Raw genomic sequence first — 22,913 nt, 5'->3', positions numbered from 1 at the left:
TATTTACTTTTATAACTATAAACGGTTCCAAAAACGACTCAACCATCGAGCTCCGATAGAATATCGAGTCTCGATGGCTGCTTAGTCTTTTTAATACTGTCTACTTGACAGCGATAAGACCATTTTACAACGGTCTCTTTATTATAGGTAGGGTCTATATAATTATTAAACTTTTATTCATATCGTAGTCCATTTGAAAGTTCTTCAATAGCTTTCCAATCATCAACAATAATTTGCTTATTATTTTTATGAATTATATTGTTAGTTATTAGTTTTTCAATGATTCGATTAAGATGACGAGTAGTTGACCCGATTAATGAGGCAATTTCATGATGATCTTTAGTATGAATTTCTCGCTCAAATAAATTAGATGGATTTCGGGCTGTGCATAAATAACTAGCAAAGCGTGTCTCCACAGAAGCCAGTAAATTGATACGTGAAGCAGTTGTGCAGGTTTGTAGTTTATAAGTGACATGATGAATTAGCTCTTGAAGAAAGGCTACGTCTTGTAATAGGTAATTTGTTACATAATTTTTATCGATAAAAAGAAAATCAGTCTGTTGCTCGGAGGTTACATGAGATTGTATGTCTACGGATTGAATTAATTCAATATCTCCCATGATAGAAACTGCGGAACAAAAGCGTAGTAATAATGCTTTACCTGTAATTACACTGGAAGTTATCTTTGTACGTCCTGACATTTGAATGTATAGGCCGTCAATAGTCTCGCCTTCTTGTAATACAGTTTCTTTTGCTGCATATCTGCGAATCTCAAATGGATGATTGAATTGTTGGAATAACTTCTTTATGTACTCATTATTTAAGTAGCTTAATAGTAAGGTATTATCTACAATCTTTTGCATAATATTTCTCCTTTTGGGACATCTGTCCTGTCTATTATAAAATAATTCATTTACATTAAAAAGAAAGGAGTGATGTATATGAAATTTATTTTTGATATCGATGGTACTATTTGTTTTAAAGGAAAAGCAATAACCAAAGAGATTATTCAAGCGCTCGACGCTTGTCATAGTAGAGGACATGAGATTATATTTGCATCTGCTAGACCTATTAGAGATTTATTACCTGTTCTACCAACTCATATGCATCATTATTCAATGATTGGTGGGAATGGTGCCTTTATCGCAAAGGAGAGAAAAGTTGTTGAAGTTATACCTTTTGATATTGAAACAGTAAGTGCGATGCGTTCAATCATAGAAAAGTATAGTCTTTCATATTTGGTAGATAGTCAGTGGAATTATGCTTATACAGGAAGCGAGAATCACCCTATCTACAAAAATATCGACCCTAATCAATTGGCTATTAATATGAATATTGATGAAATTGATGAAGTGGTAAAGGTGGTTTTATTTCCTGATAATATAAAAAAAGAATTAATTATAAATGCGTTGGAAGAACTTCCTATAAGAATATATGAGCACGATAAAGAGGGGATTATTGATATAAGTCCGCCACATATTGATAAATGGGAAGGCTTAAAACGATTAGGTATACAAGAGGGAGAATTCGTAGTGTTTGGTAATGATTCAAACGATTTATCAATGTTTATACATGCTAAGGAAAGTATTTGTATTGGTAGTCATGAAGTATTAATGAATCATGCGTCAACATGTTTAAAGATTGACGAGAGAAGTATCGGTGATAAAATTATTGAGTTATCAGAGTCATATGCATAAAGATTTGTATGTGAAAAAGGAAGAACGGATTATAATAAAAACGGGTATTAAAAGGATTGTTAGCCTTTTAGTATCCGTTTTTACTAATAATTGACTGATAGACCTTCCATATGAAAAATAAAAATAACATATATCCAAACAAAGAGTAACTATGATGCCAATCTGCACTATGAATAAATAAACCTAACCTCTCAGCAATTTGCTCAAAAATGCTAGCGCAAACGCCTATTGAAATAATAAATAGAGTTCTAGAAACTGTAGATAATGTTTTTGAAATTTGTATAAAAGAGGCTGTTAAAATCGGTAGTACGAGTAACGTGAAAGCTATGTTAACTGAAAATGTGGATGAGAAGGGTCTAACCGGAAAAGCATATATTTGTTTATTAACAAAGAAAGCATCTAAACAAGTTCCAATAATAGCAGAGAGTAAGATTGTAACTGCTAATGCTAGAAAATTATTCTTCTTCTCGAAGGAGGACATTTTTCTTTGCGAGAATGGCAAGTTCAATTTTTTCGAGTGTTTTGCAGTAGTCTTCTGAAATTTGTCCACTTATACTCTCCTCCTTATCAACTAAGTAATTTACAACTTGCCAATCAGTAAACCAATCTTTACTTTCATCTTCTTCATGTTTCATATCGCGCCATGCGTAGATGAGTGCAGGGCTGTATATACGATATGCGCCACTACGCAACTGGCATTTCTTTATTCGGCGTTTATAAAACTCACGGGAAAAAGATTCATTTACACTTGAAAATAAATGAGGCCAGTAATCTTTCCTTGAGCCTGTGTGTGGATGATGTTGGGCCCAACTTATTATTTGAGATAAAATATGTGTATCCCGAAATAATAGTGAATACAACCTTTTTCCAATTAAGATTCGTTCATGCAAGGACGTAAAATGCTTCATTGTATCACCAAATAGTAATACTTTTTGTTTCTTATCATTTTCGTGGAATGGGAAAAGGATATGATTAAACTGAAAGAAATCAAAGAGTTTAAATCCAATACTATTTAGTACAGTCTTTTTAAAGTGTACATTTTGAATAACTCTTTTTTCTAAGTAGTTTTGTTCATTAATAATAGTTGCAATGGCTAATGTTTTTTTGTTACCTGTTTTCCAAAAATCGTTCCACATCGTTTCCATAAATGTAGAAACATTTAGGTGAGGGAGAAGGTGAAATAGCCTTTGTGATCTTTTTACACTTTGTTCATATAGCAAAAATTGAGGATATACATCTTGGAAAATGAGCCAATTTCCTCTTTCTAAGAAAGTAAAAAATGTAATTTGATCTTTCTCAGATAAAATTCTCGTATATAAATCTCCCTTTAAATCGGTCATATTCCAACCACCGTTACGTGATACCATATGTCCAAGTAGTGCCCAATGTATTTCTGGATATTGAGTGTAAAATTGGTAGTATGCACGTGTTCTTGTTACATTATTTTTATTTAGTTGTTTTGTTTGTGCTTTTATGTTGTCGATGATGAGTTGCTCTTCTTTCGTTAATTTATACATGGTTCCAGAATGAATGAGTTTGCATTTTTGTTTTAACTCATTTTTCACATCAAATAGGGAGAGAGGAAGTGCTTTGGAAGCTTCGTTATATGTATTATTTGAGTTGCTTTGGTACATTCCATTACCTCCCTTTTCATGAATTTAAACATGATATTGGTTATGAATCATTCTATTTATTTTATTACGAGTATATGAAATAAATGAGCGGTGTTTTTTTACAAGTAATATAGTTATCGTGCAAACAGTATGAAAAATCTTACTGTTAAGAGGTGAAATGAAAAACAGAAACTATGTTTAATAGTTTCTGTTTTTTTATTTTGTCAATTTAATGTAACAAACGACGATTATGATTTGAATCAATTGAAAATAATTCAATAGCTTTGGTAAGTACAATTTTTATTGAAATGTATGGTAGGAGGAAAAGGAATGCTTAATAAAATAATTTTAATTACTGGTGGAACAGGTTCGTGGGGACATGAACTTATAAAACAACTATTAGAAAAATCGCCGAAAGAAATTAGGGTTTTTTCAAGGAATGAGACAGTTCAGTTTGAAATGCAGCAACAGTTTATAAATGACGATAGATTAAAATTTATTATTGGAGATATTCGTGATAAAGACCAACTAGTCTATGCTTGCCAAGGTGTACATTATGTATTCCATCTTGCAGCTTTAAAACATCTTCCAGTATGTGAGTATTATCCTTATGAAGCTATAAAAACAAATATACATGGTACGCAAAATGTAATTGAAGCATCAATCCAGAAGCAAGTTGAGAAAGTTACATATGTTTCAACTGATAAAGCGGCCGACCCATCAAATACGTATGGGATGACAAAAGCAATTGGTGAAAAGTTAATGGTTCATGCGAATGTGCAAACGAAGAAAACAAAATTCATTTGTGTTCGTGGTGGAAATGTTTTAGGGACGAGTGGAAGTGTGGTACCGCTTTTTAAAAAGCAAATTAAAAAGTCTTCACAGGTAGGGATTACTGATGAAAATATGACTAGATTTTTCTTAACAATTGAAGATGCTGTTGGATTGTTATTTAAAGCAGCATCTGAAGGAAGAGGAGGGGAGATCTTTGTTATGAAAATGCCAGCATGTAAAATAACGGATTTAGCAAAAGTGTTGATTGAAGATTCAAAAAAAGAAAACGTGAAGATAAAAGAGGTAGGGATAAGACCTGGTGAAAAATTAAGTGAAATGCTTTTATCTGAGGTAGAGAGTAAAACAAGTATAAGTTTTGATCAAAATTATTTTGTGGTACTACCGACTATTCCTATAGAGGGACTTCAAGAATATTATGCTAGTTATCCGCTTGTGGATGTGAAGAGTTTTAGTTCTCAACAAGACTTACTTGCAAAACATGAGGTGAAACAAATGTTAGAAAAAGGAGGATTTTTACTATGAAAAAAAATGCGAAGCTTTTAATAACTGGTGCAAATGGCTTCACAGGGCGCCATGCTTGCCAATATTTTTTAGACAAGGGCTTTCATGTAATTCCTATGTTTCAAAATCGCTCATATAGAGAAAAATTCAGGAATGGCATTACTTGTAATTTAACTAATAAGAGCGAAGTAATGAAGGTAATTAAACAAATAAAGCCAGACTATGTATTGCATTTAGCAGGAAGGAATTCGGTCATAGAGTCTTGGACAGCTGCTCTTGAATACATGGAGATTAATGTAATAGGGACGTTATATTTATTAGAAGCAATTAAGCAAGAAGCACCACATTGTAGAACATTAGTTATAGGATCTGCATTGCAAGCAGATAGTATGAACAACATAAAGGTTTCAAATCCATATAGTTTAAGTAAAACTATGCAAGTAATCGTCGCAGAGGCTTGGGGTGGATTAATGGATTCAAATATTATCATTGCAAAGCCCTCGAACTTAATTGGTCCAGGAGTATCGAATGGCATTTGTTCTATTCTTGCAAAAAAAATGATAGATATAGAGTCGGGTAAAAGTGAACCAATTATTGAAGTAAACAGTTTGAAAGATAGTAGGGACTTTCTAGATGTACGTGATGCAGTTAAAGCGTATCATTTGTTATTGCATGATGGTATAAATGGAAAAGAATATAATATTGGATCAGGAGTAAAACGATCTTTATTAGATGTATTAGAACAATATAAAGGATTAACACAGCTGAACTTTACTATAAAAGAAACAGAGAATTTTGAGAGTGACTCAAATAAAAGTTTAGTGTTAGAGGATATAAAAAAGTTAGGTTGGGTCCCAAAAATCCAATTTCATCAATCATTAAAAGATGTACTTGAGTATGCGAAGCGCAGTGACATCTGCATTCAATGAAAAATAAAAAAGGGTGTAAGAAGTATATGAATGGTTATGAAGCAATAGATAATCAAAATACGCTATTTCTTTCGATTGTTGATACGCTGGATTGGAAAGATGAAGAAGCGCATGTGTTGCACCTCTATGAGGCAATAAATCAATATCGAGCGTATGTGGAAGAAAAAAAGGTTGATCCAATAAAGCCAGCACTAGAGACAAGAACTAGGCATGTGATTCAAGTTTTTGCTCAGTATGAGTGTAGTGAGTATGGAAATGATTTTTATGAACTCATCAAAGATCTTTTACAAGATATAGGAATAGATTTAAAGATTTATATAAATAATAGTAAGTATATTTACATTTGAAAGATTAATATAAAGCTAGATTTTTAATGATAAAGGTGGATATAAGTTATGAGCAAAAAGATTCTTTTTACTGGGGGCGGTACAGCCGGACACGTTATGATTAACATTGTATTGATTCCTAAATTTATAGAAAAGGGATGGAGAGTTGAGTATACTGGATCTCAAAATGGAATTGAAAAATTATTGGTTCAAAATGTTAAGTATAATAGTATTTCAACCGGGAAGCTTAGGAGATATTGGGATTGGGAGAACTTTAAAGATCCTTTCAAAATTATACACGGTTGCTTACAAAGTTATAAATTAATTAAGAAAATGAAGCCTGACGTTATCTTTTCTGCAGGAGGATTTGTTTCAGTTCCTGTAGTTATAGGGGCATGGTTAAATCGTGTACCTATAATAATACGTGAACCAGATAGTACGTTAGGGTTGGCAAATAAAATAGCATTACCTTTTTCTAAAAAACTATGCACAACATTTCCTCAAACAGGGGGTAATGTAAGTACTGAGAAGAAGGTTTATGTGGGGCCAATTGTAAGAGAAGAAATCGAGAGAGGTAACGTATTACGAGGAAGAAGCTATTGTGAATTTCAGCAAGATAAACCGGTATTGTTAATTATGGGCGGGAGTCAAGGTGCGCAATGGATAAATGATATGGTAAGGAAAAGTTTAGATACATTATTAATAGGTTTTAATATTGTTCATATGTGCGGTAAAGGAAAGATGGACTCATCTATTGGCATGGAAGGTTATATGCAATTTGAATATATAGGGGAAGAGTTGCCGCATATATTGAATATGGCAAGTGTTGTAGTCTCCAGAGCGGGTTCTACTGCTATTTCTGAATTGTTATTTTTGAAGAAACCGATGTTGCTTATTCCGTTAACTAACGGTTCCAGTAGAGGGGATCAAGTTTTAAATGCTGACTATTTTGCACAACAAGGGTATGCGGAAGTTTTACTTCAAGATAGAGTAAGTAATAGTACATTTACACATGCAGTAAATCAGTTGTATGCCAATAAGGAGAGATATATTCAAAACATGAATGGATATAAGAAAACAAATGATGAGGGGATTCATCAATTAATAGATTTAATAAATGAAGTCGTCAAATAATAGAAATTTGAATGGAAAAATAAAAGGAAAGAAGGTATCTTCTTTCCTTTTTACTGTAGTTGTTCAAATTCATTGTTACTTATGCCGATTATATTCTGTATAGAGCTATATACTATGGACGAATACCGTTTTCTAACAGCTTAGTAAATGCATTTGTATGAATAGGTTTACTGTAATAATAACCTTGAATAAACTGACATTTATTTTTTTGAAGGAAATTTACGTGTTCTTTCGTTTCTACACCTTCAGCAATGACAGACATTCCTAGTGTATGTGCTAATGTGATGATCGTTTTAATGATTTCCATTCCATCTTCACACGTTTCAGACATTGTAATAAATTCTCTCGGGATTTTTAACGTATCGATTGGATATAAAGGTAAGTAGGCTAGGGAAGAATAGCCTGTACCAAAGTCGTCGATTGAAATGTGAATGCCTAAACTTTTTAGTGTACGCAGTTTTATCAATGTTTCTCTCTCATCCATCATTGCAATTCGTTCTGTTAATTCAAGATCGAGAGAACTTGCTGGTAAACCTGTAGTTGCTAATGTAGAAGAAATAGACTTTACAAAATCTTCTTGTTCAAATTCTTTAGCAGATAGATTTACTCCTATTTTTAAATGTGAATATCCGAGTGCGTGCCAACGTTTCATTTGCTGACAGGCTTGCTGTAATGTCCATTTTCCTATTGGAATAATTTGTAGTGTTTCTTCGGCAAACGGGATAAATTCATATGGAGAAATAACACCTAATTCGGGATGATTCCATCTGATTAAAGCTTCAGCACCGATAATTTTATTAGATTCACTATCAACCTGAGGTTGATATAAAAGGAATAATTCTTCATTTTGAATTGCGTTTGGTAAATCTTTTTCTAATTGTAATCGTCTTTCAATTTTTTTAGCGATTACATCGTCATAAATAGAGACAGAGTTAAGCTCTTTTTCCTTAGCATCATACATTGCAACATTAGCGTTTTTTAAGAGTGTAGCGGTATCGATTCCGCCAGATGGATATATAGCGATGCCGATACTAAGTGATAAAGTTAATTTATGCTCATGTATGACAAACGGTTTTTTCATGCTTTCAAATAGTTTGTTACATAACTGGAATAAGGAATCATGGTCTATATAGTTTTCGATTAAAATTGTAAATTCATCGCCACCGATTCTTGACACATGAGTATGTGATGGAAGACATGATTGGAAACGTTTTGCTACTTCTTCTAATATGTAATCACCTGACGAATGTCCAAGTGTATCGTTAATTACTTTAAAGCGATCTAAATCTAAATATAATAATGCAAACTCACTTTGTGTTGTTTGAGCATTCTTTATAACTTTTCTTAATTTCTTATGGGAAAAGGCTCGATTCCCGATTTTCGTTACAGTATCGTGGAATGCTAAATATTTTATTTCTTCTTGTTGTTTTTTGAGCGCAGTAATATCCTTTACCATAATATAGCTTCCTGAAATTTGTCCATCTATCATAATAGGAACGATGGTAACGTATAAAAAATAAGTAAAGCCATCTTTATATTGAGAACTAAGTTGTAAAGATGCTGATTCTTGTTGTTTAACCTTTTCTAATGCAGATGCTAGTTTATGTTTATCTTCTTCTAAAATAATCGAAAAACATGTTTCACCAAGTAACTCGTTCGTTGGTGCTCCAAGTAGTATACTCCCAGCTTTATTTACATTTAAGAATATTCCATTTAAATCAATCGTAAAAATAGGATCAGGATGATACTCATATAAAGATTTGAATTTTTGTTGTTTTTGCGATAAAGCCTCTGATTTTTGGACTAAATCAGAGGTCCGTAAAGTAACTTTTTCTTCTAGTTGAGCATTAAATGCTTGTAGACGTTTTGTTAGGGAATTGTTTTGCATACGTACAATAGAATGACGAATGAGTACGAAAACAAAAGTAATACAATTTCCTGTAATGAGAGTTGAAGATGCTGTTTGTTCTTTTAATGTAAACCCGATTAGTATTGCAACAGCAAGATAGGGAAATACGACTAATACTTTTTTTCCTAGTATAGGGTTTACAATGAAATAATTTTTATGACTATTATAATCTTCTGAAATAGCCCCAGCTATTGCGATAAGTAATATAGGTATTCTATATAAAAGACGTAATGATGTTATCGTGTCAGTTGATAAATGGTTATGTAAGTAAAAATAAATATAGTTAAAAGTTGCAGAACTTATTAATACAAAAATAAAAATATAAATTTTCCTTTTTGAATTAAAAACAGTTGGACGGAAAAAGAGACTAACACCTAGTAGAAGAAATAATAGGTCTGCAACTGGATATAGAAAGGAGAGAAAAATATCTCCCAGTGAAAGGGAAAATATATTTAAATCTGGCTGATTAAATAAATACCATTCTAATGTAAATATAGAAATGAGTACGATACATAGATCACAAATAAAGAACGCCTTTTCCCATTTATTGCACTCTTTTAAGATTTTATAGCAGAAAGCGATAAGGCAGAAGAATAGAAAAAACATGTAAAATACATCAGAAATAGTAAAATGATGTATTGGAATTTCGAAAAAGGTATCTTGATACGTATATACTATTTTTCCTAATAAAAAACTACCAATTGCTATTGTGATACATATCCAAAAAGGATTTGAACTAACTTTTTTAGAATATATAGAGTAAATTAGTGATATAAATGTAATGGCTTCAACGATGAGTGAAGCGAAGCGTACATTGAAATTTGAAAAATGAGTAGGGAATAGAAAGAAAAACATAGAATAGATTGAATAGCATATTAACGTTGCGATTAATATACATATTTGTAAATTTTTATTTAATTTCAATAAAATCACCTTCTTAAAGTATGTACTATATTCGTAATATCTATACATATTAATATTACTTAAGGATTGTACCAGATTTCCTTATAAAAAGCATGCTTATAAGAAAAAAACGAAGAGTATAATACTTCTTAAAATTGAAAAAATGTTGTAGTTAATAATTTTTAGTTTATAAGGAATGTAGATAAAATTTGTATATTTAGTCATCTTGTAAATTTTAAAGGTTTTTTAGTAATTTGCAAGTGAAGATGCAAAAGTGCATATAAAACGATGGGAACTTCTCTCTAGATGAGGGGAGTTTTTCGTTATTATAGAGTATTAAGTAAGACCTTTGTATGTAGCTATTCTCGTACTAATGAGGGATTTCAGAAAGATGTTAAGTATATACAATAATAAGTAACACTTCATAAAATTTTTAGTATGGGAGGAAGAGCATGAAAAATTGGGTGAAGTTTAGAATAGCACGTCCAACAGATAAGTTTGAAGAGATTATAGCATTCTATGAAAAAGGGTTAGGTTTAAAACGTATAGGTGAATTCTACGATCATGAAGGCTATGATGGAATCATGTTCGGTCTACCAGATGAAGAGTATCATTTAGAATTTACAAGACATATAGATGGGAGCCCTTGTCCGGCTCCAACAAAAGACAATTTACTTGTATTTTACATGCGTGAAGATAGTGAAATGAAAAAAGTGAGTAAAAGGCTGCATGCAATGGGATACGATGAAGTAGAACCAGAAAATCCATATTGGAAAGATAAGGGGATAACGATAGAGGATCCGGATGGTTGGAGAATTGTGTTGATGCAAATAGAAGGATAAGGTGTAACGGAACTGTTAGAAGGAGGAGGAGATTTCAACTTTCAATTTGGATAAAAGAAAATATAAAAAGGCTCCTTAGTAAGGGTAGAAACTTAAAGGCAAGCCTTTTTGTGTTTATAATCTGAAAATTTACATTTGAAAAAAAGTTATCGAATGTTATAAAATAAGAACGCATATTCTTATGGTTTTGTCTCTAAAGAAGGATATAAAAAAGGAGGACATTTTATGATATGCCGGATTAAGGATGCAGAAATATACTATGAAATTGTAGGAGAAGGTAAACCAGTCCTTATCATACATGGTTGTGCTCCTGACCATAGGTTAATGAAGAGGTGTATGGAATCAGTATTTCAGAAATATGAAGGTTATCAGAGAATTTATATTGATTTACCTGGCATGGGGAAATCGAATGCTCCAGGGTGGATAAATAGTTCAGATCGTATAGTAGAAGTGCTTATCACATTTATTGAGGAAATCATTTCTGCTGAAGAATTTTTATTGGTAGGAGAATCATACGGGGGATATTTAGCTAGAGGGATACTTTCAAAGATGTTTGAGAGGGTTAATGGATTATTATTAGTATGTCCTGTTGTTGTAGCACAACCAGGAAAAAGACTTCTACCAGATAAACAGGTAATTGTAAGAGATGAGGAATTTTTAAAAACGCTCACTTCAACCGAAAGGGAAGAATTTTGCGAATTAGCAGTGGTAGCGAATGAATATACATATAAGCGATTCAAAGAAGAGATTAAGCCGGGGCTAGATATTGCTAATTATGAGTTTATTGACAGATTGCAAAAAAATTATCCTCTTACTATGGATTTTCATCGTAAGAAATATGAGAAACCCGTTCTTTTATTAGCCGGAAGACAAGATATAACGGTAGGTTATCAAGATATTGTACGAATGATTGAAGATTACCCAAGAGCAACATTAGCGGTGTTAGATATGGCGGGACATAATTTGCAAATTGAACAGCCGGATTTATTTGAGAGTTTAGTTTGGGAATGGATTAGACGAACAGTTTAGCAAAGTTCATAAAATAGTTTAAAAGAAGAATTAATTTATATTTTGCTTGTACTCAAGTTTTGGGACGGCAGAGATTAATATAAGTAATTAACTTATAAATATTTTCAAGGAGGAATTATGAATACATACATCTATATGGTTAGACATGGTGAATCACCAAAATTAGAAGGAAATGAAAGAACACGTGGATTAACTGAGAAGGGAACTTTAGATGCCCATAAAGTAACTGAGATATTAAAAACAGAGGGGATTGATACTTTCATTTCAAGTCCGTATAAGAGGGCTATGTTAACGATAGAAAAGTCAGCTAATTTTCATGAAAAAGAAATAATAGTATATGAAAATCTCAAAGAGTGTAGGTTTTTAAGTGAGGATAAGATTATATCAGATAAGGAAGTGTATCCACTCGTAAAGAAGATGTTTTCTAATCCAGATTTCACACTAACTGAAGGAGAATCGTATGTTGATTGTCAGAGAAGAGTAGTGAAAGTATTAAAAGAAATATTAATAGATTTTCAAGGACATAAAATTGTAGTTGGTACACATGGGCTTGTAATGACATTGATGATGAACCATTTTGATAACCAATATGGGCTTGAATTTTTAATGAATACATCAAAACCAGACGTATATAAGTTAGAATTTAAAGACGAGCAATTAATGAATGTAGAGAAATTGTGGAGAGAAGAATGAAACTGAATATATGGAGTGTGTTTTAAAAGTAACTTTTAAAACACACTCTTTTTTTGAAGAGAAAGCATTTTTATCAACTATTTTTAGAATGTTAAACCAATTTTAAATGTGACAAAACTCCAAACGCTGGATTTATATTCAATAGGAGAAAAAAATGTAGAATTTTGTCTTACTATACACGTTTACTTTTCATTTCTTAACATATAGGCTTTGTGGTGTAAGGGGGGCATCGCCTTTACACTAAAATTATAAGGAGGTCATTGTGATGAAAAAAATGAAGAAATTTGCAGGAGTAGCTCTAGTGGGTTCAATCGGATTAAGTGGATTACTTTTTTTAGAACCAACTGTAAGCGCTGCAGAAACAACGCAAGTGAAAGAGGAGAAGTTCAATGCTATTAATGTAGCGATGAATCAAAGTGAATCTTATTTATTGAGTGGTAGAAGCATCGACGTTCTTTCTGGAAATAAGGAGGCAATTCAGTTAAACAAATACACAATTAGTTTTAGTGAGCCTGGGAAGTATGTTATTAGAGTAAATGGTTGTATTTATAATGATGTATATACTTTTATTGTGAATGAGTAGTATATGCTCTTGATGTTTAATTAAATATATTTTTTCGGATGAAAAAAGAAACACCCTATTTGCGGTGGGAATCGTAAATAGGGCGAATTATTTGTAAGAAAGTTAATGAAAAGAGTAATTGGTATTAAGTTATGTTTTATATATTTTCATTAATTTGCTCTTTGTTTTTGTTATGTAAAGTATGTAAGAATGTTTGAAATATCTTAAATGATTGCTGAAAGATTGGACTTTGAATAAAAGTGTATAGAAAAGTTACGATGAAAACAGGACCTCCTAGCATATATCCAATAACTAGTACAACACATTCTACAATGATTCGAGCCCGGCTAATAGACAGTCCAGTTTTGTCAGAAATAGTAAGCATGAATCCATCGCGTGGTCCAGCACCAATTCCAGCCGCAACGTACATACCGCCCCCAATACCTGTAATTACAATACCAGAAAACAAAATGAATAAATTTATCCATAAATAATCAGTAGCGTTTGGAAGGATGTTTGATTGTAAGAAAAAGTCCATAATAGGGCCGATAAGCAATGCATTTAAAAATGTGCCTACGTTTATATATTTTGGATCTACTAATAAAGAAATAAGTACGAGGCATAACCCGCATATAACACTCCAAGTACCAAGTGTCCATCCGAATCGTTCATAGAGAGCCATATTTAAAACTTCCCAAGGATGTAACCCGAGGAATTTAACTTTGACTGCAAGAGCGTTTCCGAGCCCAAAGAAAATTAATCCTAAGAAAAAAAGAAAATAGCGAAAGAGAGTTAGTCTCATCTTTTAAACCTCCCATTATATAATTATGTATATTACATGTTAGAATTTCAATGTACAAATATTATGTCTTTTTATGATTTTTTTAAAAGTGTTAACAATGTACATGAAATATACATCTTCACAGTCAAAAAAGTTAAAATATTTCGTTTTAAGGATTATAATAGAGAAAGAAATATAAAAGGGAGTGAACGAATTTGAAACAAGAACTTATTGAAAGATTTACGAGATATGTAAAGATTGATACACAATCAAATGAAGAAAGCCATACAGTACCAACAACACCTGGACAAATTGAATTTGGTAAGTTATTAGTAGAAGAGTTAAAAGAGATCGGATTATCAGAAGTGACGATGGATGACAATGGTTATGTAATGGCGACACTTCCTGCTAATACGGATAAGGATGTTCCTGTAATCGGCTTTTTAGCCCATTTAGATACGGCAACAGATTTTACAGGGGAAAATGTAAAGCCACAAATTCATGAGGATTTTGATGGGAAAGCTATTACGTTAAATGAAGAATTAAATGTTGTGTTAACACCAGAACAGTTCCCAGAATTACCATCATATAAAGGACATACCATTATTACAACTGATGGCACAACACTTCTTGGAGCAGATGATAAAGCTGGTCTTACAGAAATCATGGTCGCAATGAATTATTTAATACATAATTCGCAAATTAAGCATGGAAAAATAAGAGTAGCATTCACACCAGATGAAGAAATTGGCCGTGGACCAGCACATTTTGATGTAGAAGCGTTTGGTGCATCATTTGCTTATACGATGGATGGAGGTCCATTAGGTGGTTTAGAGTATGAAAGTTTTAACGCTGCAAGTGCTAAGTTAACTTTTAAAGGGACAAACACACATCCTGGAACAGCGAAAAACAAAATGCGTAACGCCACTAAGCTTGCTATGGAGTTTAATGGGCATTTACCAGTAGAAGATGCACCAGAGTATACGGAAGGATATGAAGGATTTTATCATTTACTTTCTTTAAATGGTGATGTCGAGCAAAGTAAAGCTTACTATATTATTCGAGATTTTGATCGTGAAAATTTTGAAGTACGTAAAAATAACGTTAAAAATATTGTGAAGAGCATGCAAGAAAAGTATGGCGAAGATGCGGTCGTTTTAGAAATGAATGACCAATATTTCAACATGCTTGAAAAAATTGAACCGGTGAGAGAAATTGTTGATATTGCTTATGAGGCAATGAAAAGTTTAAATATTGAGCCGAATATTCATCCGATTCGTGGCGGGACAGATGGATCGCAATTATCATATATGGGATTACCGACGCCAAATATTTTCACTGGCGGTGAAAATTACCACGGTAAATTTGAATATGTTTCGGTAGATACTATGGAAAAAGCTGTTCAAGTTATCGTAGAAATTGCAAGACGATTTGAAGAGCAAGCCTAAAAAGAGAACCAAGTAGTAATGAGTGCTACTTGGTTCTTTTCTATACTAAAAAATACAAGGTAAAGTGATATACTTGTTTACAATATATTTGTAAATTCCTGCTTTGTGAAGGGGGTAATGCTATGAGTGAAAATGAGTTTCATGGTTATATAGGGACATATACAAAAGCAAATAGTAAGGGGATTTATAAATTTATACTTGATACGAAACTTGGAGAAATTAAAGAGATTAAATTAGCAGCTTCTATAGGAAGTCCTACATATGTAACACTTAGTCATAACAATCAATATCTTTATTCAGTTGCGAAAGATAGTAGACTCGGTGGAATTGCTAGTTTTTCCATTTGTAATAAAACAGGTAATCTGGATTTGATTAACACGCAACTTTTAGAAGGGGCATCTCCGTGTCACTTAAGTGTGGATCGAGAGAATAGTACAGTAGTAGCAGCGAATTATCATAAAGGAACAGTTGAATCTTATGTAGTAAAACAGAGCGACGGAAGTATAAATGCTACTACGGCAATTGTAGAACATAAAGGTTCAGGACCGAATAAGGAAAGACAAGAAAAGGCGCATGCTCATTATGTGAATTTTACGCCTGATGAAAAATATGTAGTAGCAGTTGATTTAGGAATGGACAAAGTGATTACATATAAAGAGAGTGACGGGAAATTAATAGAAATCAATGGTTTATCTGTTAAACCTGGTAGTGGTCCGCGGCACCTTGTATTCCACCCCAATGAACAGCTTGCATACATTATGACGGAACTAAGTTCAGAGATTATTGTACTTCAATATGATGCGAAGAGTGGTGGTTTTAAAGAAAAACAATACATTTCTACATTACCTGAAGAGTATAGTCAGGATAGTTATGGAAGTGCGATTCAGATTTCTTCTGATGGTAAATTTGTTTACGCAGCAAATAGGGGACATAATAGTATTGCAGTTTTCCGAGTGAACGAGCACAATGGAGAGCTCGCTTTTATTGAAACAGTATCGGCAGAAGGAGATTGGCCACGTGATTTTTCTTTAGATCCGGATGGTAAATTTTTAATTACTGCGAATGAAAGATCCAATACTTTGACTTTATTTGCTAGGGATGAAATGACAGGTGAGCTGACGCTTGTACAGACGGACGTCAATGTTCCAGAGCCAGTATGTGTGAAGTTTTCACATGTGAAAACTAGGTAGGAGAACATTTATGAATTTTAAAGATTATAAAATATGTCATATATACGGACAACAAATGTGGCATGATCAAGCTATTATTATTGGAAATAAAGAAGGATTAGAGCAATTAAAAAATATGATTGATATAGCATTAAATGAAAATCAAAGTGAAGAGGTTTTCTTTCCAGTTGATTTAGCAGGATATAATTTAAAAATTATGTGTGTAGAAGACGATGAGAAATTAGAACACTTATCGTTACCATATCATGATGAAAACTATTATACAAAAAGTGATGATGAAATATCACCTGAAAATATATTGAAAAAAAGCACTCGCCATAAATAAAATGTTGCGTAAGACTCCCAATTTATCCAATTTGCTGCAAATTCTTTTATTTCATTTTTAGTCGGTTTATTTTCGGAACCTGTTATAAATTTAATCGCATTATGCAGACCGACATCGTCAATTGGAAAGGCAGAAGGGAATCGTAAGCATCGCATTAAAACATAGTGAGCTGTCCATGGTCCTATACCCCGAATGTCAGTTAATTGTTTTTCGGCTTGCTTCATATCTTGTATTTGTAATAGAGATTCTTTTGATAATTTACCTTTTGTAATGCGCTGTGCGGTATCAATTAAGTATTCGCACTTTCTTGTAGTCATTTTTAATGTAGCGAGATCTTCTACATCTAGATTTGCTATTATTTCAGGTGATGGAAATATCCAATGTTTTCTATCATTCCATTCTACATAATCCCCAAAGTGCTCAACGAATCTTCTTTTTAAAGTATAGGCATATGTGAGGTTAATTTGTTGACCGATAATTCCCCAGCATAGTGCTTCAAATAAATCCGGAATTCCCAAAGTACGAAGACCGTAAAATTCTTTAATGGGTTTTTGAAGGAGTGGATCGTGTTTAGCTAATTTATAGAAGGGAGCTAAATCAGTAGTTAAATCAAACCACTCTTTTACATAGTTAGATACGGCATCGTGTACCCATTTTTCAGAGATATATGATTCTCCTAAAAAAAGTATTTGAATATTGCCATCAGTATTCAAACTAATTTCAACTAATGGATTTATGTTTTGAACAGGAATGACTTTATAGATTTTATTATTTTCAATGTGAAACATACATTCATTTTTAGAACGTGAAAGATAGCGTAAGTTTTCTTGAAAACTAAATTCTTTAGGAACGACTAAAGATAATATTTCATTACAACCTTCTGTCATATTTATTCCTCCCGTATTGCTTCTAATTTGAGCAAAGCTTTCTTCATTTCCAAGCCACCTCTAAAACCAGTAAGTTTTCCGTCTTTTCCTATAACACGGTGACAAGGAATTGTAATAAGAAGAGGATTTGCTCCAACAGCGGCACCGACAGCACGTACTGCATTAGGACTTTGTATTCTTTCCGCAATTTCTGAATAAGAATGTGTCTTTCCATAAGGAATTTCACGTACCGTACTCCATACAGATAATTGAAATTCAGTTCCGTAAGCATCGATAGGAAATGTAAAGGCTTCTCGCTTGTTTTCCAAATACTCGCTGATTTCTTTCGTAAATGTTTGCAAATAATCTGGATTTTGGATGAGTGTATGTTGTGGTAGTTTTTTTCTAGCCCACGTATTTAGTTCTTCAAAAGTTTCATTTTGCGACCCGATGAAGCATAATCCAGTTGAAGTGGCTGCAATATGCATACGCCAATGTTTATGAACAAGCAATGTCCAATATATAGTTTTATTTTCATGTGGTTCCATTATTTCATTCCTCATTTATCTCGTTCTTTTTTCGGTATTCAGTAGGGGTAAACCCTGTCTTCTTTTTAAATAAAGTCGCGAAATATTCCGGGTTTTCTATCCCGACAGCAGTACTAATTTCCATAACGGTTTGGTTCGTATTTAAAAGGAATTCTTTCGCTTTAACGACTCTGAATTGCTGTATATATTCTATTGGACTTATTCCCGTCAATCTTTTGAATGTGCGTTGTAAATGATACGGACTGCCGTGGCACATTTCTGCGAGTAGGCTGAGAGTTAATGCTTCGTTATAATGATTTTTGATATAGTTTTTAATTTGCTCTACCCATTCTTCAATAGGCAAAGTAAGCCCATTTGGTTTACAACGTTTACAAGGACGAAAATTTTCATGCATTGCTTGCTCGGCATGAAGAAAAATTCGTACATTGTTTTTATTCGGTATTCTCGATTTGCATGATGGCCGGCAAAAGATACCAGTTGATTTTACAGCATAAAAGAATTTGTCATCATATGCGGTATCATTCTGAATAATCGCTTGCCAATACTCATTTGTTACTGTGAACTTTTCATTATGCACAGAACATCACCTCTGGCATTAGTATAACCTGAATAAAGTACGTATGTACGTATTTACGAATGTAAGAGCAAGATTACAAAGGTGAAAATGTGATAGTTTCTCACTTTTGTGTTAGCATGGATTTTGAAAGTGCACACCAAGAGGAGGAACATAAATGAAGTTGATTTCATGGAATGTAAATGGTTTGCGAGCAGTTATTGCAAAAGGTGGATTTCTAGAATATCTAGAAGAATCTAATGTAGATATATTTTGTTTACAAGAAATTAAATTACAAAATGGACAAATTGATTTAAATCCAGAGGGATACTATACATACTGGAATTATGCTGTGAAAAAGGGGTATTCAGGAACTGCTATTTTTACGAAAAAAGAACCGATTTCTGTTATGTATGGTTTAGGAATTGAAGAGCATGATCAAGAAGGACGAGTTATTACATTAGAATTTGATGATTTTTATATGATAACGCTGTATACACCAAACTCAAAACGAGGATTAGAGCGTTTAGATTACAGAATGAAATGGGAAGATGATTTCAGGGCCTATATAAAGCGATTAGATGAAAAGAAACCAGTTATTTTCTGTGGTGATCTAAATGTTGCCCATAAAGAAATCGATTTGAAAAACCCAAAAAGCAATCGGAAAAACCCTGGTTTTTCTGATGAGGAAAGGGAGAAGTTTACACGCATTTTAGAAGAAGGATTTGTTGATACGTATCGTTACCTTTATCCTGATCAGGAGGAAGCATACTCGTGGTGGTCATATCGCATGGGAGCAAGAGCGAAAAATATTGGATGGCGTTTAGACTATTTTGTTGTCTCTGAAAGAATGAAAGAGCAGATAACGGATGCAAAAATTAATAGTGAAGTGATGGGATCAGACCATTGCCCAGTTGAATTACATATAGATTTCTAAAAAAGAAGTATCTTCCTGGAGAAAGGAGGATACTTCTTTTTTTATTCAGTTTGTTAAAATTTTTCAAATCATTCTTGAAATAATATGATATTAAATATATACTTAATAACGATAATCATTATCACTGGTAATGAGTATCGTCGGATGAGGGTTGTAAAGAATTTAATACTAGGGGAAGTGAACGAGAATGGCTCTCCATTTTAAGTAGATTTATTAATGATGTGAAATATAGATGAGAAATATGTTTCATGTAATTAGGTTTCATAGTTGAAATAATATATTTAAAGGATTCGAGAGGAGATATACAAAAATGAACAAGAAATTATTTACATTAGGGATGGTTACAGTTTTAAGTGTAGGTTTAGCAGCATGTAATAGTGCGGATAAAACTTCAGGGGAGCAAAAGCAACAGACGAAAGCTACGGAAACGAACAAAGATGAAAAGCGAAAAATTACATATTTAGGTAAAGAATATACAGTGCCAGCAAAAGTAGATAAAATTGCGACAGCTAGTTTAGAGTCAATGGAAGATGCGGCAGTACTTGGAATTAAACCAGTGGGGGCAATTACGATTGGTGGGAAATTACCAGGGAACGTTGCGAAAGATTTAGAAGGTGCGAAATCTATCGGTGAGAAAATGGAACCAAACTTTGAAACATTACTTCAATTAAAACCTGATGTTATTACATCAAGTACGAAATTCCCAGCAGAAGCGGCTGAGAAATTTACGAAGGTAGCTCCAACAATCCCAATATCACATGTTTCTACAGATTGGGAAGAAAACTTAAAATTAATGGGAGAACTATCTGGTAAAAAAGACAAAGCAGAAAAAATTATTAAGGATTATAAAGCAGATGCTGAAAAAGCGAAAGCAAAAATTGGAGATAAGTTAAAAGATAAAAAGGTACTTGTAATAAGATTAAGAGCAAATACATTATTCGTTTATCCAGAAGAAGTATACTTCAACCCTGTAATTTATAAAGACCTTGGGTTAACGGCTCCAGAACAACTTAAAAATGTAAAAGCGCAAGAGAAAATCTCTTTAGAACAATTGGCTCAAATAAATCCGGATTACGTATTTTTACAATATGAAGCAAGTGAAAATAATAAACCAAAAGTACTAGAAGAAATAGAAAGTAATCCAATTTGGCAAAGTGTAAATGCTGTAAAAGAGAAGAAAGTATTTGTAAATACTGTAGATCCTATTGCACAAGGTGGTACTGCTTGGAGTAAAACAGTATTTTTAAAAGAAGCAGTGAAAAATTTGACTAAATAATAAAATTAGTAAGGTGCGTTGAATGATATGCGGAAAATAAATTCACTTCCAATGATAATTTTATGCTTAGCACCCATATGTATTTTACTTACTGTTATTTTATCTATCTTATATGGGACAAAAAATATCGATTTTGAAACGACGTGGAATGCATTGTTTCATTTTGATTCGAGTAATGTAAATCATAATATTATTGTTACGTCTCGTTTACCAAGGGTAATTGGAGCTCTTTTAGTTGGAGCTTTTCTAGCCATATCAGGAGCACTTATGCAGGGGATGACAAGGAATTATCTTGCATCCCCTTCTATTATGGGTGTGACGGATGGTTCTGCTTTTGTTATTACAATGTGTATGGTATTCCTTCCGGGAATGTCTTCAGTCAACATGATTTTATGTTCTATGCTGGGTTCAGCATTAGGCGCAGGAATTGTTTTTGGATTTGGTTCACTGCTTAGAAACGGATTGTCACCTGTAAGATTAGCAATTATAGGAACCGTGATAGGGACATTTTTAAGTAGTCTTTCTGCCGCAATTGCTTCTTATTTTCAAGTCTCTCAAAATATTAGTTTTTGGTACAACGCGAAATTAGATCAAGTAGATCCCAATATACTTAAATTAGCAATTCCGTTTGGTATAGTTGGTATTATTTTAGCACTTCTCATTTCGAAATCTATTACAATCCTTTCATTGGGAGAAGAAGTGTCTATTAACTTAGGACAGCGTACGAAAATTATAAAAGTGACTGCAATTTTATCTGTTGTGTTTCTGACTGGTACAGCAGTTGCTTTAGTAGGGAAAATAGGTTTTGTAGGACTAATTATTCCTCATATTACTCGCTTTCTAATCGGTATAGATTATAAATGGATTGTGCCTTGTGCTGGAGTAATTGGTGGTGTTTTTCTTGCTTTATGTGATGTATTAAGTAGATTTGTAAATTATCCATTTGAAACACCAATAGGCGTTGTTACGTCTCTAATTGGAATTCCTTTCTTCCTTTATTTAATTCGTACAAGAGGGGGAGAGAGACATGCTTAAAGGTTCAAGTCAGCGTTTTGTAATGACTATGGGGACTATTATACTTTTAATTTTATGTACCATTTATATTAGCTTAACGAATGGTACATTTGATATTACAATTACGGATGTCTTTCGAACAATTTTTCGGATTGACCCAGTCCCAGAACATGATTTAGTTATATTTGATTTTAGACTGCCGCGAATCATAATCGCTGGCCTAGTAGGATTAGGCCTAGGGATAGCTGGCGCTGTTATTCAAGGGATTACGAGAAATGGTTTAGCTGATCCGGGTATTTTAGGAGTAAATGCCGGTGCAGGAACTGCAATCGTAATTTTTATGTTCTTTTTCCAAGGACAAGTAAAGAGTACGGATTGGATTTCGATAATGATGATGCCGATGTTTGGCTTAGTTGGAGGGTTAGGCGCGGCTGTATTAATTTATATATTTTCTTGGCGAAATGGAAAGTTAGATTCACAACGCCTTTTACTAACAGGGATCGCAATAGGATCAGGATTCGGAGCATTTTCTATGTGTTTATCATTGAAAATGAAAGCAACTGACTTTGAAATGGCAGCTGTGTGGGTTTCAGGTAGCATATATAATGCAAACTGGAAATACATTATTGCAATGTTGCCATGGCTTATTATATTAATTCCAATTATAAAAAAGAAAGCTTATTTGCTAGATTTATTTCAATTGGAAGAAACGAGTATTACAAGTTTAGGCGTTTCAGTAGAAAGAGAGAAGTCCATTTTGTTATTAAGCAGCATTGGACTTGTAAGTGCATGTGTTGCTGTTTCAGGAAGTATTGGATTTATTGGTCTAATGGCGCCGCATATAGCCAAAAGACTTGTTGGCATTCAACATAAATATGTAATTCCCACATGCGGAGTGATTGGGATGCTACTTGTAATTGCTTCAGATTTTATCGCAAAAACAATTTTTATGCCTGCAGAATTGCCTGTCGGGATTGTTATTGCTATTGTCGGTGTACCGTATTTCTTATATTTACTTTATAAGGCGAAAGCGTAAGAGGAG

The 22,913-nt window shown here is 33.1% G+C and carries 24 protein-coding genes; 16 read left to right on the top strand and 8 right to left on the bottom strand.

Annotated elements, in window-relative coordinates; all coding sequences use genetic code 11:
• Positions 1–173: 173 nt before the first annotated feature.
• Positions 174–863 carry a Crp/Fnr family transcriptional regulator gene (locus MR071_RS22520; protein ID WP_242238057.1) on the bottom strand — a complete coding sequence of 230 codons (690 nt, stop codon included), beginning with the start codon at positions 861–863 and terminating at the stop codon, positions 174–176.
• A gap of 78 nt (positions 864–941) precedes the next feature.
• Here MR071_RS22520 and MR071_RS22515 point away from each other — a divergent pair, with 78 nt between their 5' ends.
• The gene (locus tag MR071_RS22515) at positions 942–1,697 is read left to right on the top strand and encodes an HAD-IIB family hydrolase (RefSeq protein ID WP_105585396.1); all 756 of its coding nucleotides are present in this window, start codon (positions 942–944) and stop codon (positions 1,695–1,697) included.
• A 67-nt stretch (positions 1,698–1,764) separates the two neighbouring features.
• On the opposite strand, the gene MR071_RS22510 is transcribed toward MR071_RS22515, so the two are convergent.
• The gene (locus MR071_RS22510; protein WP_142395808.1) at positions 1,765–2,178 is read right to left on the bottom strand and encodes a CBO0543 family protein; all 414 of its coding nucleotides are present in this window, start codon (positions 2,176–2,178) and stop codon (positions 1,765–1,767) included.
• Positions 2,153–3,331, bottom strand: coding sequence for a DUF2515 domain-containing protein (locus MR071_RS22505; RefSeq protein WP_105585394.1), 1,179 nt, complete (start codon positions 3,329–3,331; stop codon positions 2,153–2,155). The genes MR071_RS22510 and MR071_RS22505 overlap by 26 nt, the downstream gene beginning before the upstream one ends.
• Positions 3,332–3,640: 309 nt before the next feature.
• Between MR071_RS22505 and MR071_RS22500 the strand changes: the two genes are divergently transcribed.
• Genes MR071_RS22500 through MR071_RS22485 form a run of 4 tightly spaced genes read left to right on the top strand, consistent with a single transcriptional unit; the run spans position 3,641 to position 6,995 of the window.
• The gene (locus MR071_RS22500; protein WP_242238056.1) at positions 3,641–4,627 is read left to right on the top strand and encodes a UDP-N-acetylglucosamine 4,6-dehydratase family protein; all 987 of its coding nucleotides are present in this window, start codon (positions 3,641–3,643) and stop codon (positions 4,625–4,627) included.
• Positions 4,624–5,535, top strand: a complete 912-nt coding sequence (locus MR071_RS22495; RefSeq protein ID WP_105585392.1) for an SDR family oxidoreductase — start codon at positions 4,624–4,626, stop codon at positions 5,533–5,535. The genes MR071_RS22500 and MR071_RS22495 overlap by 4 nt, the downstream gene beginning before the upstream one ends.
• Positions 5,532–5,882, top strand: a complete 351-nt coding sequence (locus tag MR071_RS22490) for a DUF6572 domain-containing protein (protein ID WP_105585391.1) — start codon at positions 5,532–5,534, stop codon at positions 5,880–5,882. The genes MR071_RS22495 and MR071_RS22490 overlap by 4 nt, the downstream gene beginning before the upstream one ends.
• 48 nt (positions 5,883–5,930) lie before the next feature.
• Positions 5,931–6,995 carry an undecaprenyldiphospho-muramoylpentapeptide beta-N-acetylglucosaminyltransferase gene (locus MR071_RS22485; protein WP_105585390.1) on the top strand — a complete coding sequence of 355 codons (1,065 nt, stop codon included), beginning with the start codon at positions 5,931–5,933 and terminating at the stop codon, positions 6,993–6,995.
• Positions 6,996–7,107: 112 nt separating this feature from the next.
• Here the strand turns inward: MR071_RS22485 and MR071_RS22480 are convergent, their stop codons facing one another.
• On the bottom strand, positions 7,108–9,828 hold the full coding sequence (locus tag MR071_RS22480; RefSeq protein ID WP_242238055.1) for a sensor domain-containing phosphodiesterase: 2,721 nt from the start codon (positions 9,826–9,828) through the stop codon (positions 7,108–7,110).
• Between the two features lie 431 nt (positions 9,829–10,259).
• On the opposite strand from MR071_RS22480, the gene MR071_RS22475 reads away from it, so the two are divergent.
• From MR071_RS22475 to MR071_RS22460, 4 genes are all read left to right on the top strand, one after another.
• Entirely contained in the window at positions 10,260–10,649 is a 390-nt protein-coding gene (locus tag MR071_RS22475; RefSeq protein WP_105585389.1) for a VOC family protein, read from the top strand.
• A 225-nt stretch (positions 10,650–10,874) separates the two neighbouring features.
• On the top strand, positions 10,875–11,678 hold the full coding sequence (locus MR071_RS22470) for an alpha/beta fold hydrolase (protein WP_105585388.1): 804 nt from the start codon (positions 10,875–10,877) through the stop codon (positions 11,676–11,678).
• Between the two features lie 117 nt (positions 11,679–11,795).
• Positions 11,796–12,371: a histidine phosphatase family protein gene (locus MR071_RS22465; RefSeq protein ID WP_242238054.1), complete on the top strand. Its 576-nt coding sequence runs from the start codon at positions 11,796–11,798 to the stop codon at positions 12,369–12,371.
• Positions 12,372–12,636: 265 nt separating this feature from the next.
• The gene (locus tag MR071_RS22460) at positions 12,637–12,954 is read left to right on the top strand and encodes a hypothetical protein (RefSeq protein ID WP_242238053.1); all 318 of its coding nucleotides are present in this window, start codon (positions 12,637–12,639) and stop codon (positions 12,952–12,954) included.
• Positions 12,955–13,090: 136 nt separating this feature from the next.
• On the opposite strand, the gene MR071_RS22455 is transcribed toward MR071_RS22460, so the two are convergent.
• On the bottom strand, positions 13,091–13,735 hold the full coding sequence (locus MR071_RS22455) for a YczE/YyaS/YitT family protein (RefSeq protein ID WP_242238052.1): 645 nt from the start codon (positions 13,733–13,735) through the stop codon (positions 13,091–13,093).
• Positions 13,736–13,929: 194 nt separating this feature from the next.
• Here MR071_RS22455 and pepT point away from each other — a divergent pair, with 194 nt between their 5' ends.
• The 3 genes from pepT to MR071_RS22440 all read left to right on the top strand — a co-directional run bounded on the left by pepT (position 13,930) and on the right by MR071_RS22440 (position 16,677).
• Positions 13,930–15,162 (top strand): peptidase T, encoded by a 1,233-nt coding sequence (gene pepT, locus MR071_RS22450; protein ID WP_242238051.1) that lies wholly within the window; start codon positions 13,930–13,932, stop codon positions 15,160–15,162.
• A 122-nt stretch (positions 15,163–15,284) separates the two neighbouring features.
• Entirely contained in the window at positions 15,285–16,352 is a 1,068-nt protein-coding gene (locus MR071_RS22445) for a lactonase family protein (protein ID WP_242238050.1), read from the top strand.
• A gap of 10 nt (positions 16,353–16,362) precedes the next feature.
• Positions 16,363–16,677 carry a hypothetical protein gene (locus tag MR071_RS22440; protein ID WP_242238049.1) on the top strand — a complete coding sequence of 105 codons (315 nt, stop codon included), beginning with the start codon at positions 16,363–16,365 and terminating at the stop codon, positions 16,675–16,677.
• Here MR071_RS22440 and MR071_RS22435 read toward each other — a convergent pair.
• Genes MR071_RS22435 through MR071_RS22425 form a run of 3 tightly spaced genes read right to left on the bottom strand, consistent with a single transcriptional unit; the run spans position 16,611 to position 18,668 of the window.
• Complete coding sequence (locus tag MR071_RS22435) at positions 16,611–17,564, bottom strand: DNA-3-methyladenine glycosylase 2 (protein WP_242238048.1); 954 nt, start codon at positions 17,562–17,564, stop codon at positions 16,611–16,613. The genes MR071_RS22440 and MR071_RS22435 overlap by 67 nt on opposite strands.
• A gap of 2 nt (positions 17,565–17,566) precedes the next feature.
• The gene (locus MR071_RS22430) at positions 17,567–18,091 is read right to left on the bottom strand and encodes a methylated-DNA--[protein]-cysteine S-methyltransferase (RefSeq protein WP_105585381.1); all 525 of its coding nucleotides are present in this window, start codon (positions 18,089–18,091) and stop codon (positions 17,567–17,569) included.
• A gap of 4 nt (positions 18,092–18,095) precedes the next feature.
• Positions 18,096–18,668: a bifunctional transcriptional activator/DNA repair enzyme AdaA gene (locus MR071_RS22425; protein WP_105585380.1), complete on the bottom strand. Its 573-nt coding sequence runs from the start codon at positions 18,666–18,668 to the stop codon at positions 18,096–18,098.
• A gap of 154 nt (positions 18,669–18,822) precedes the next feature.
• Between MR071_RS22425 and MR071_RS22420 the strand changes: the two genes are divergently transcribed.
• The 4 genes from MR071_RS22420 to MR071_RS22405 all read left to right on the top strand — a co-directional run bounded on the left by MR071_RS22420 (position 18,823) and on the right by MR071_RS22405 (position 22,907).
• Positions 18,823–19,581, top strand: a complete 759-nt coding sequence (locus MR071_RS22420) for an exodeoxyribonuclease III (RefSeq protein ID WP_105585379.1) — start codon at positions 18,823–18,825, stop codon at positions 19,579–19,581.
• Positions 19,582–19,891: 310 nt separating this feature from the next.
• The gene (locus MR071_RS22415; protein WP_105585378.1) at positions 19,892–20,857 is read left to right on the top strand and encodes an iron-hydroxamate ABC transporter substrate-binding protein; all 966 of its coding nucleotides are present in this window, start codon (positions 19,892–19,894) and stop codon (positions 20,855–20,857) included.
• Positions 20,858–20,884: 27 nt separating this feature from the next.
• Positions 20,885–21,892: a FecCD family ABC transporter permease gene (locus tag MR071_RS22410; RefSeq protein ID WP_105585377.1), complete on the top strand. Its 1,008-nt coding sequence runs from the start codon at positions 20,885–20,887 to the stop codon at positions 21,890–21,892.
• On the top strand, positions 21,885–22,907 hold the full coding sequence (locus MR071_RS22405) for a FecCD family ABC transporter permease (protein WP_105585376.1): 1,023 nt from the start codon (positions 21,885–21,887) through the stop codon (positions 22,905–22,907). Before MR071_RS22410 ends, MR071_RS22405 begins: the two co-directional genes overlap by 8 nt.
• Positions 22,908–22,913 lie beyond the last annotated feature (6 nt).

It is taken from the genome of Bacillus cereus group sp. BfR-BA-01316, from assembly GCF_022664195.1.
Lineage (GTDB): Bacteria > Bacillota > Bacilli > Bacillales > Bacillaceae_G > Bacillus_A.
This window is presented reverse-complemented; position numbering and strand designations above follow the sequence as displayed.

Coding starts and splice junctions, on each gene's coding strand:
- MR071_RS22520 (WP_242238057.1), bottom strand. CDS start 863: ATGCAAAAGATTGTAGATAATACCTTACTATTAAGCTACTTAAATAAT.
- MR071_RS22515 (WP_105585396.1), top strand. CDS start 942: ATGAAATTTATTTTTGATATCGATGGTACTATTTGTTTTAAAGGAAAA.
- MR071_RS22510 (WP_142395808.1), bottom strand. CDS start 2,178: ATGTCCTCCTTCGAGAAGAAGAATAATTTTCTAGCATTAGCAGTTACA.
- MR071_RS22505 (WP_105585394.1), bottom strand. CDS start 3,331: ATGTACCAAAGCAACTCAAATAATACATATAACGAAGCTTCCAAAGCA.
- MR071_RS22500 (WP_242238056.1), top strand. CDS start 3,641: ATGCTTAATAAAATAATTTTAATTACTGGTGGAACAGGTTCGTGGGGA.
- MR071_RS22495 (WP_105585392.1), top strand. CDS start 4,624: ATGAAAAAAAATGCGAAGCTTTTAATAACTGGTGCAAATGGCTTCACA.
- MR071_RS22490 (WP_105585391.1), top strand. CDS start 5,532: ATGAAAAATAAAAAAGGGTGTAAGAAGTATATGAATGGTTATGAAGCA.
- MR071_RS22485 (WP_105585390.1), top strand. CDS start 5,931: ATGAGCAAAAAGATTCTTTTTACTGGGGGCGGTACAGCCGGACACGTT.
- MR071_RS22475 (WP_105585389.1), top strand. CDS start 10,260: ATGAAAAATTGGGTGAAGTTTAGAATAGCACGTCCAACAGATAAGTTT.
- MR071_RS22470 (WP_105585388.1), top strand. CDS start 10,875: ATGATATGCCGGATTAAGGATGCAGAAATATACTATGAAATTGTAGGA.
- MR071_RS22465 (WP_242238054.1), top strand. CDS start 11,796: ATGAATACATACATCTATATGGTTAGACATGGTGAATCACCAAAATTA.
- MR071_RS22460 (WP_242238053.1), top strand. CDS start 12,637: ATGAAAAAAATGAAGAAATTTGCAGGAGTAGCTCTAGTGGGTTCAATC.
- MR071_RS22455 (WP_242238052.1), bottom strand. CDS start 13,735: ATGAGACTAACTCTCTTTCGCTATTTTCTTTTTTTCTTAGGATTAATT.
- MR071_RS22445 (WP_242238050.1), top strand. CDS start 15,285: ATGAGTGAAAATGAGTTTCATGGTTATATAGGGACATATACAAAAGCA.
- MR071_RS22440 (WP_242238049.1), top strand. CDS start 16,363: ATGAATTTTAAAGATTATAAAATATGTCATATATACGGACAACAAATG.
- MR071_RS22435 (WP_242238048.1), bottom strand. CDS start 17,564: ATGACAGAAGGTTGTAATGAAATATTATCTTTAGTCGTTCCTAAAGAA.
- MR071_RS22430 (WP_105585381.1), bottom strand. CDS start 18,091: ATGGAACCACATGAAAATAAAACTATATATTGGACATTGCTTGTTCAT.
- MR071_RS22420 (WP_105585379.1), top strand. CDS start 18,823: ATGAAGTTGATTTCATGGAATGTAAATGGTTTGCGAGCAGTTATTGCA.
- MR071_RS22415 (WP_105585378.1), top strand. CDS start 19,892: ATGAACAAGAAATTATTTACATTAGGGATGGTTACAGTTTTAAGTGTA.
- MR071_RS22410 (WP_105585377.1), top strand. CDS start 20,885: ATGCGGAAAATAAATTCACTTCCAATGATAATTTTATGCTTAGCACCC.
- MR071_RS22405 (WP_105585376.1), top strand. CDS start 21,885: ATGCTTAAAGGTTCAAGTCAGCGTTTTGTAATGACTATGGGGACTATT.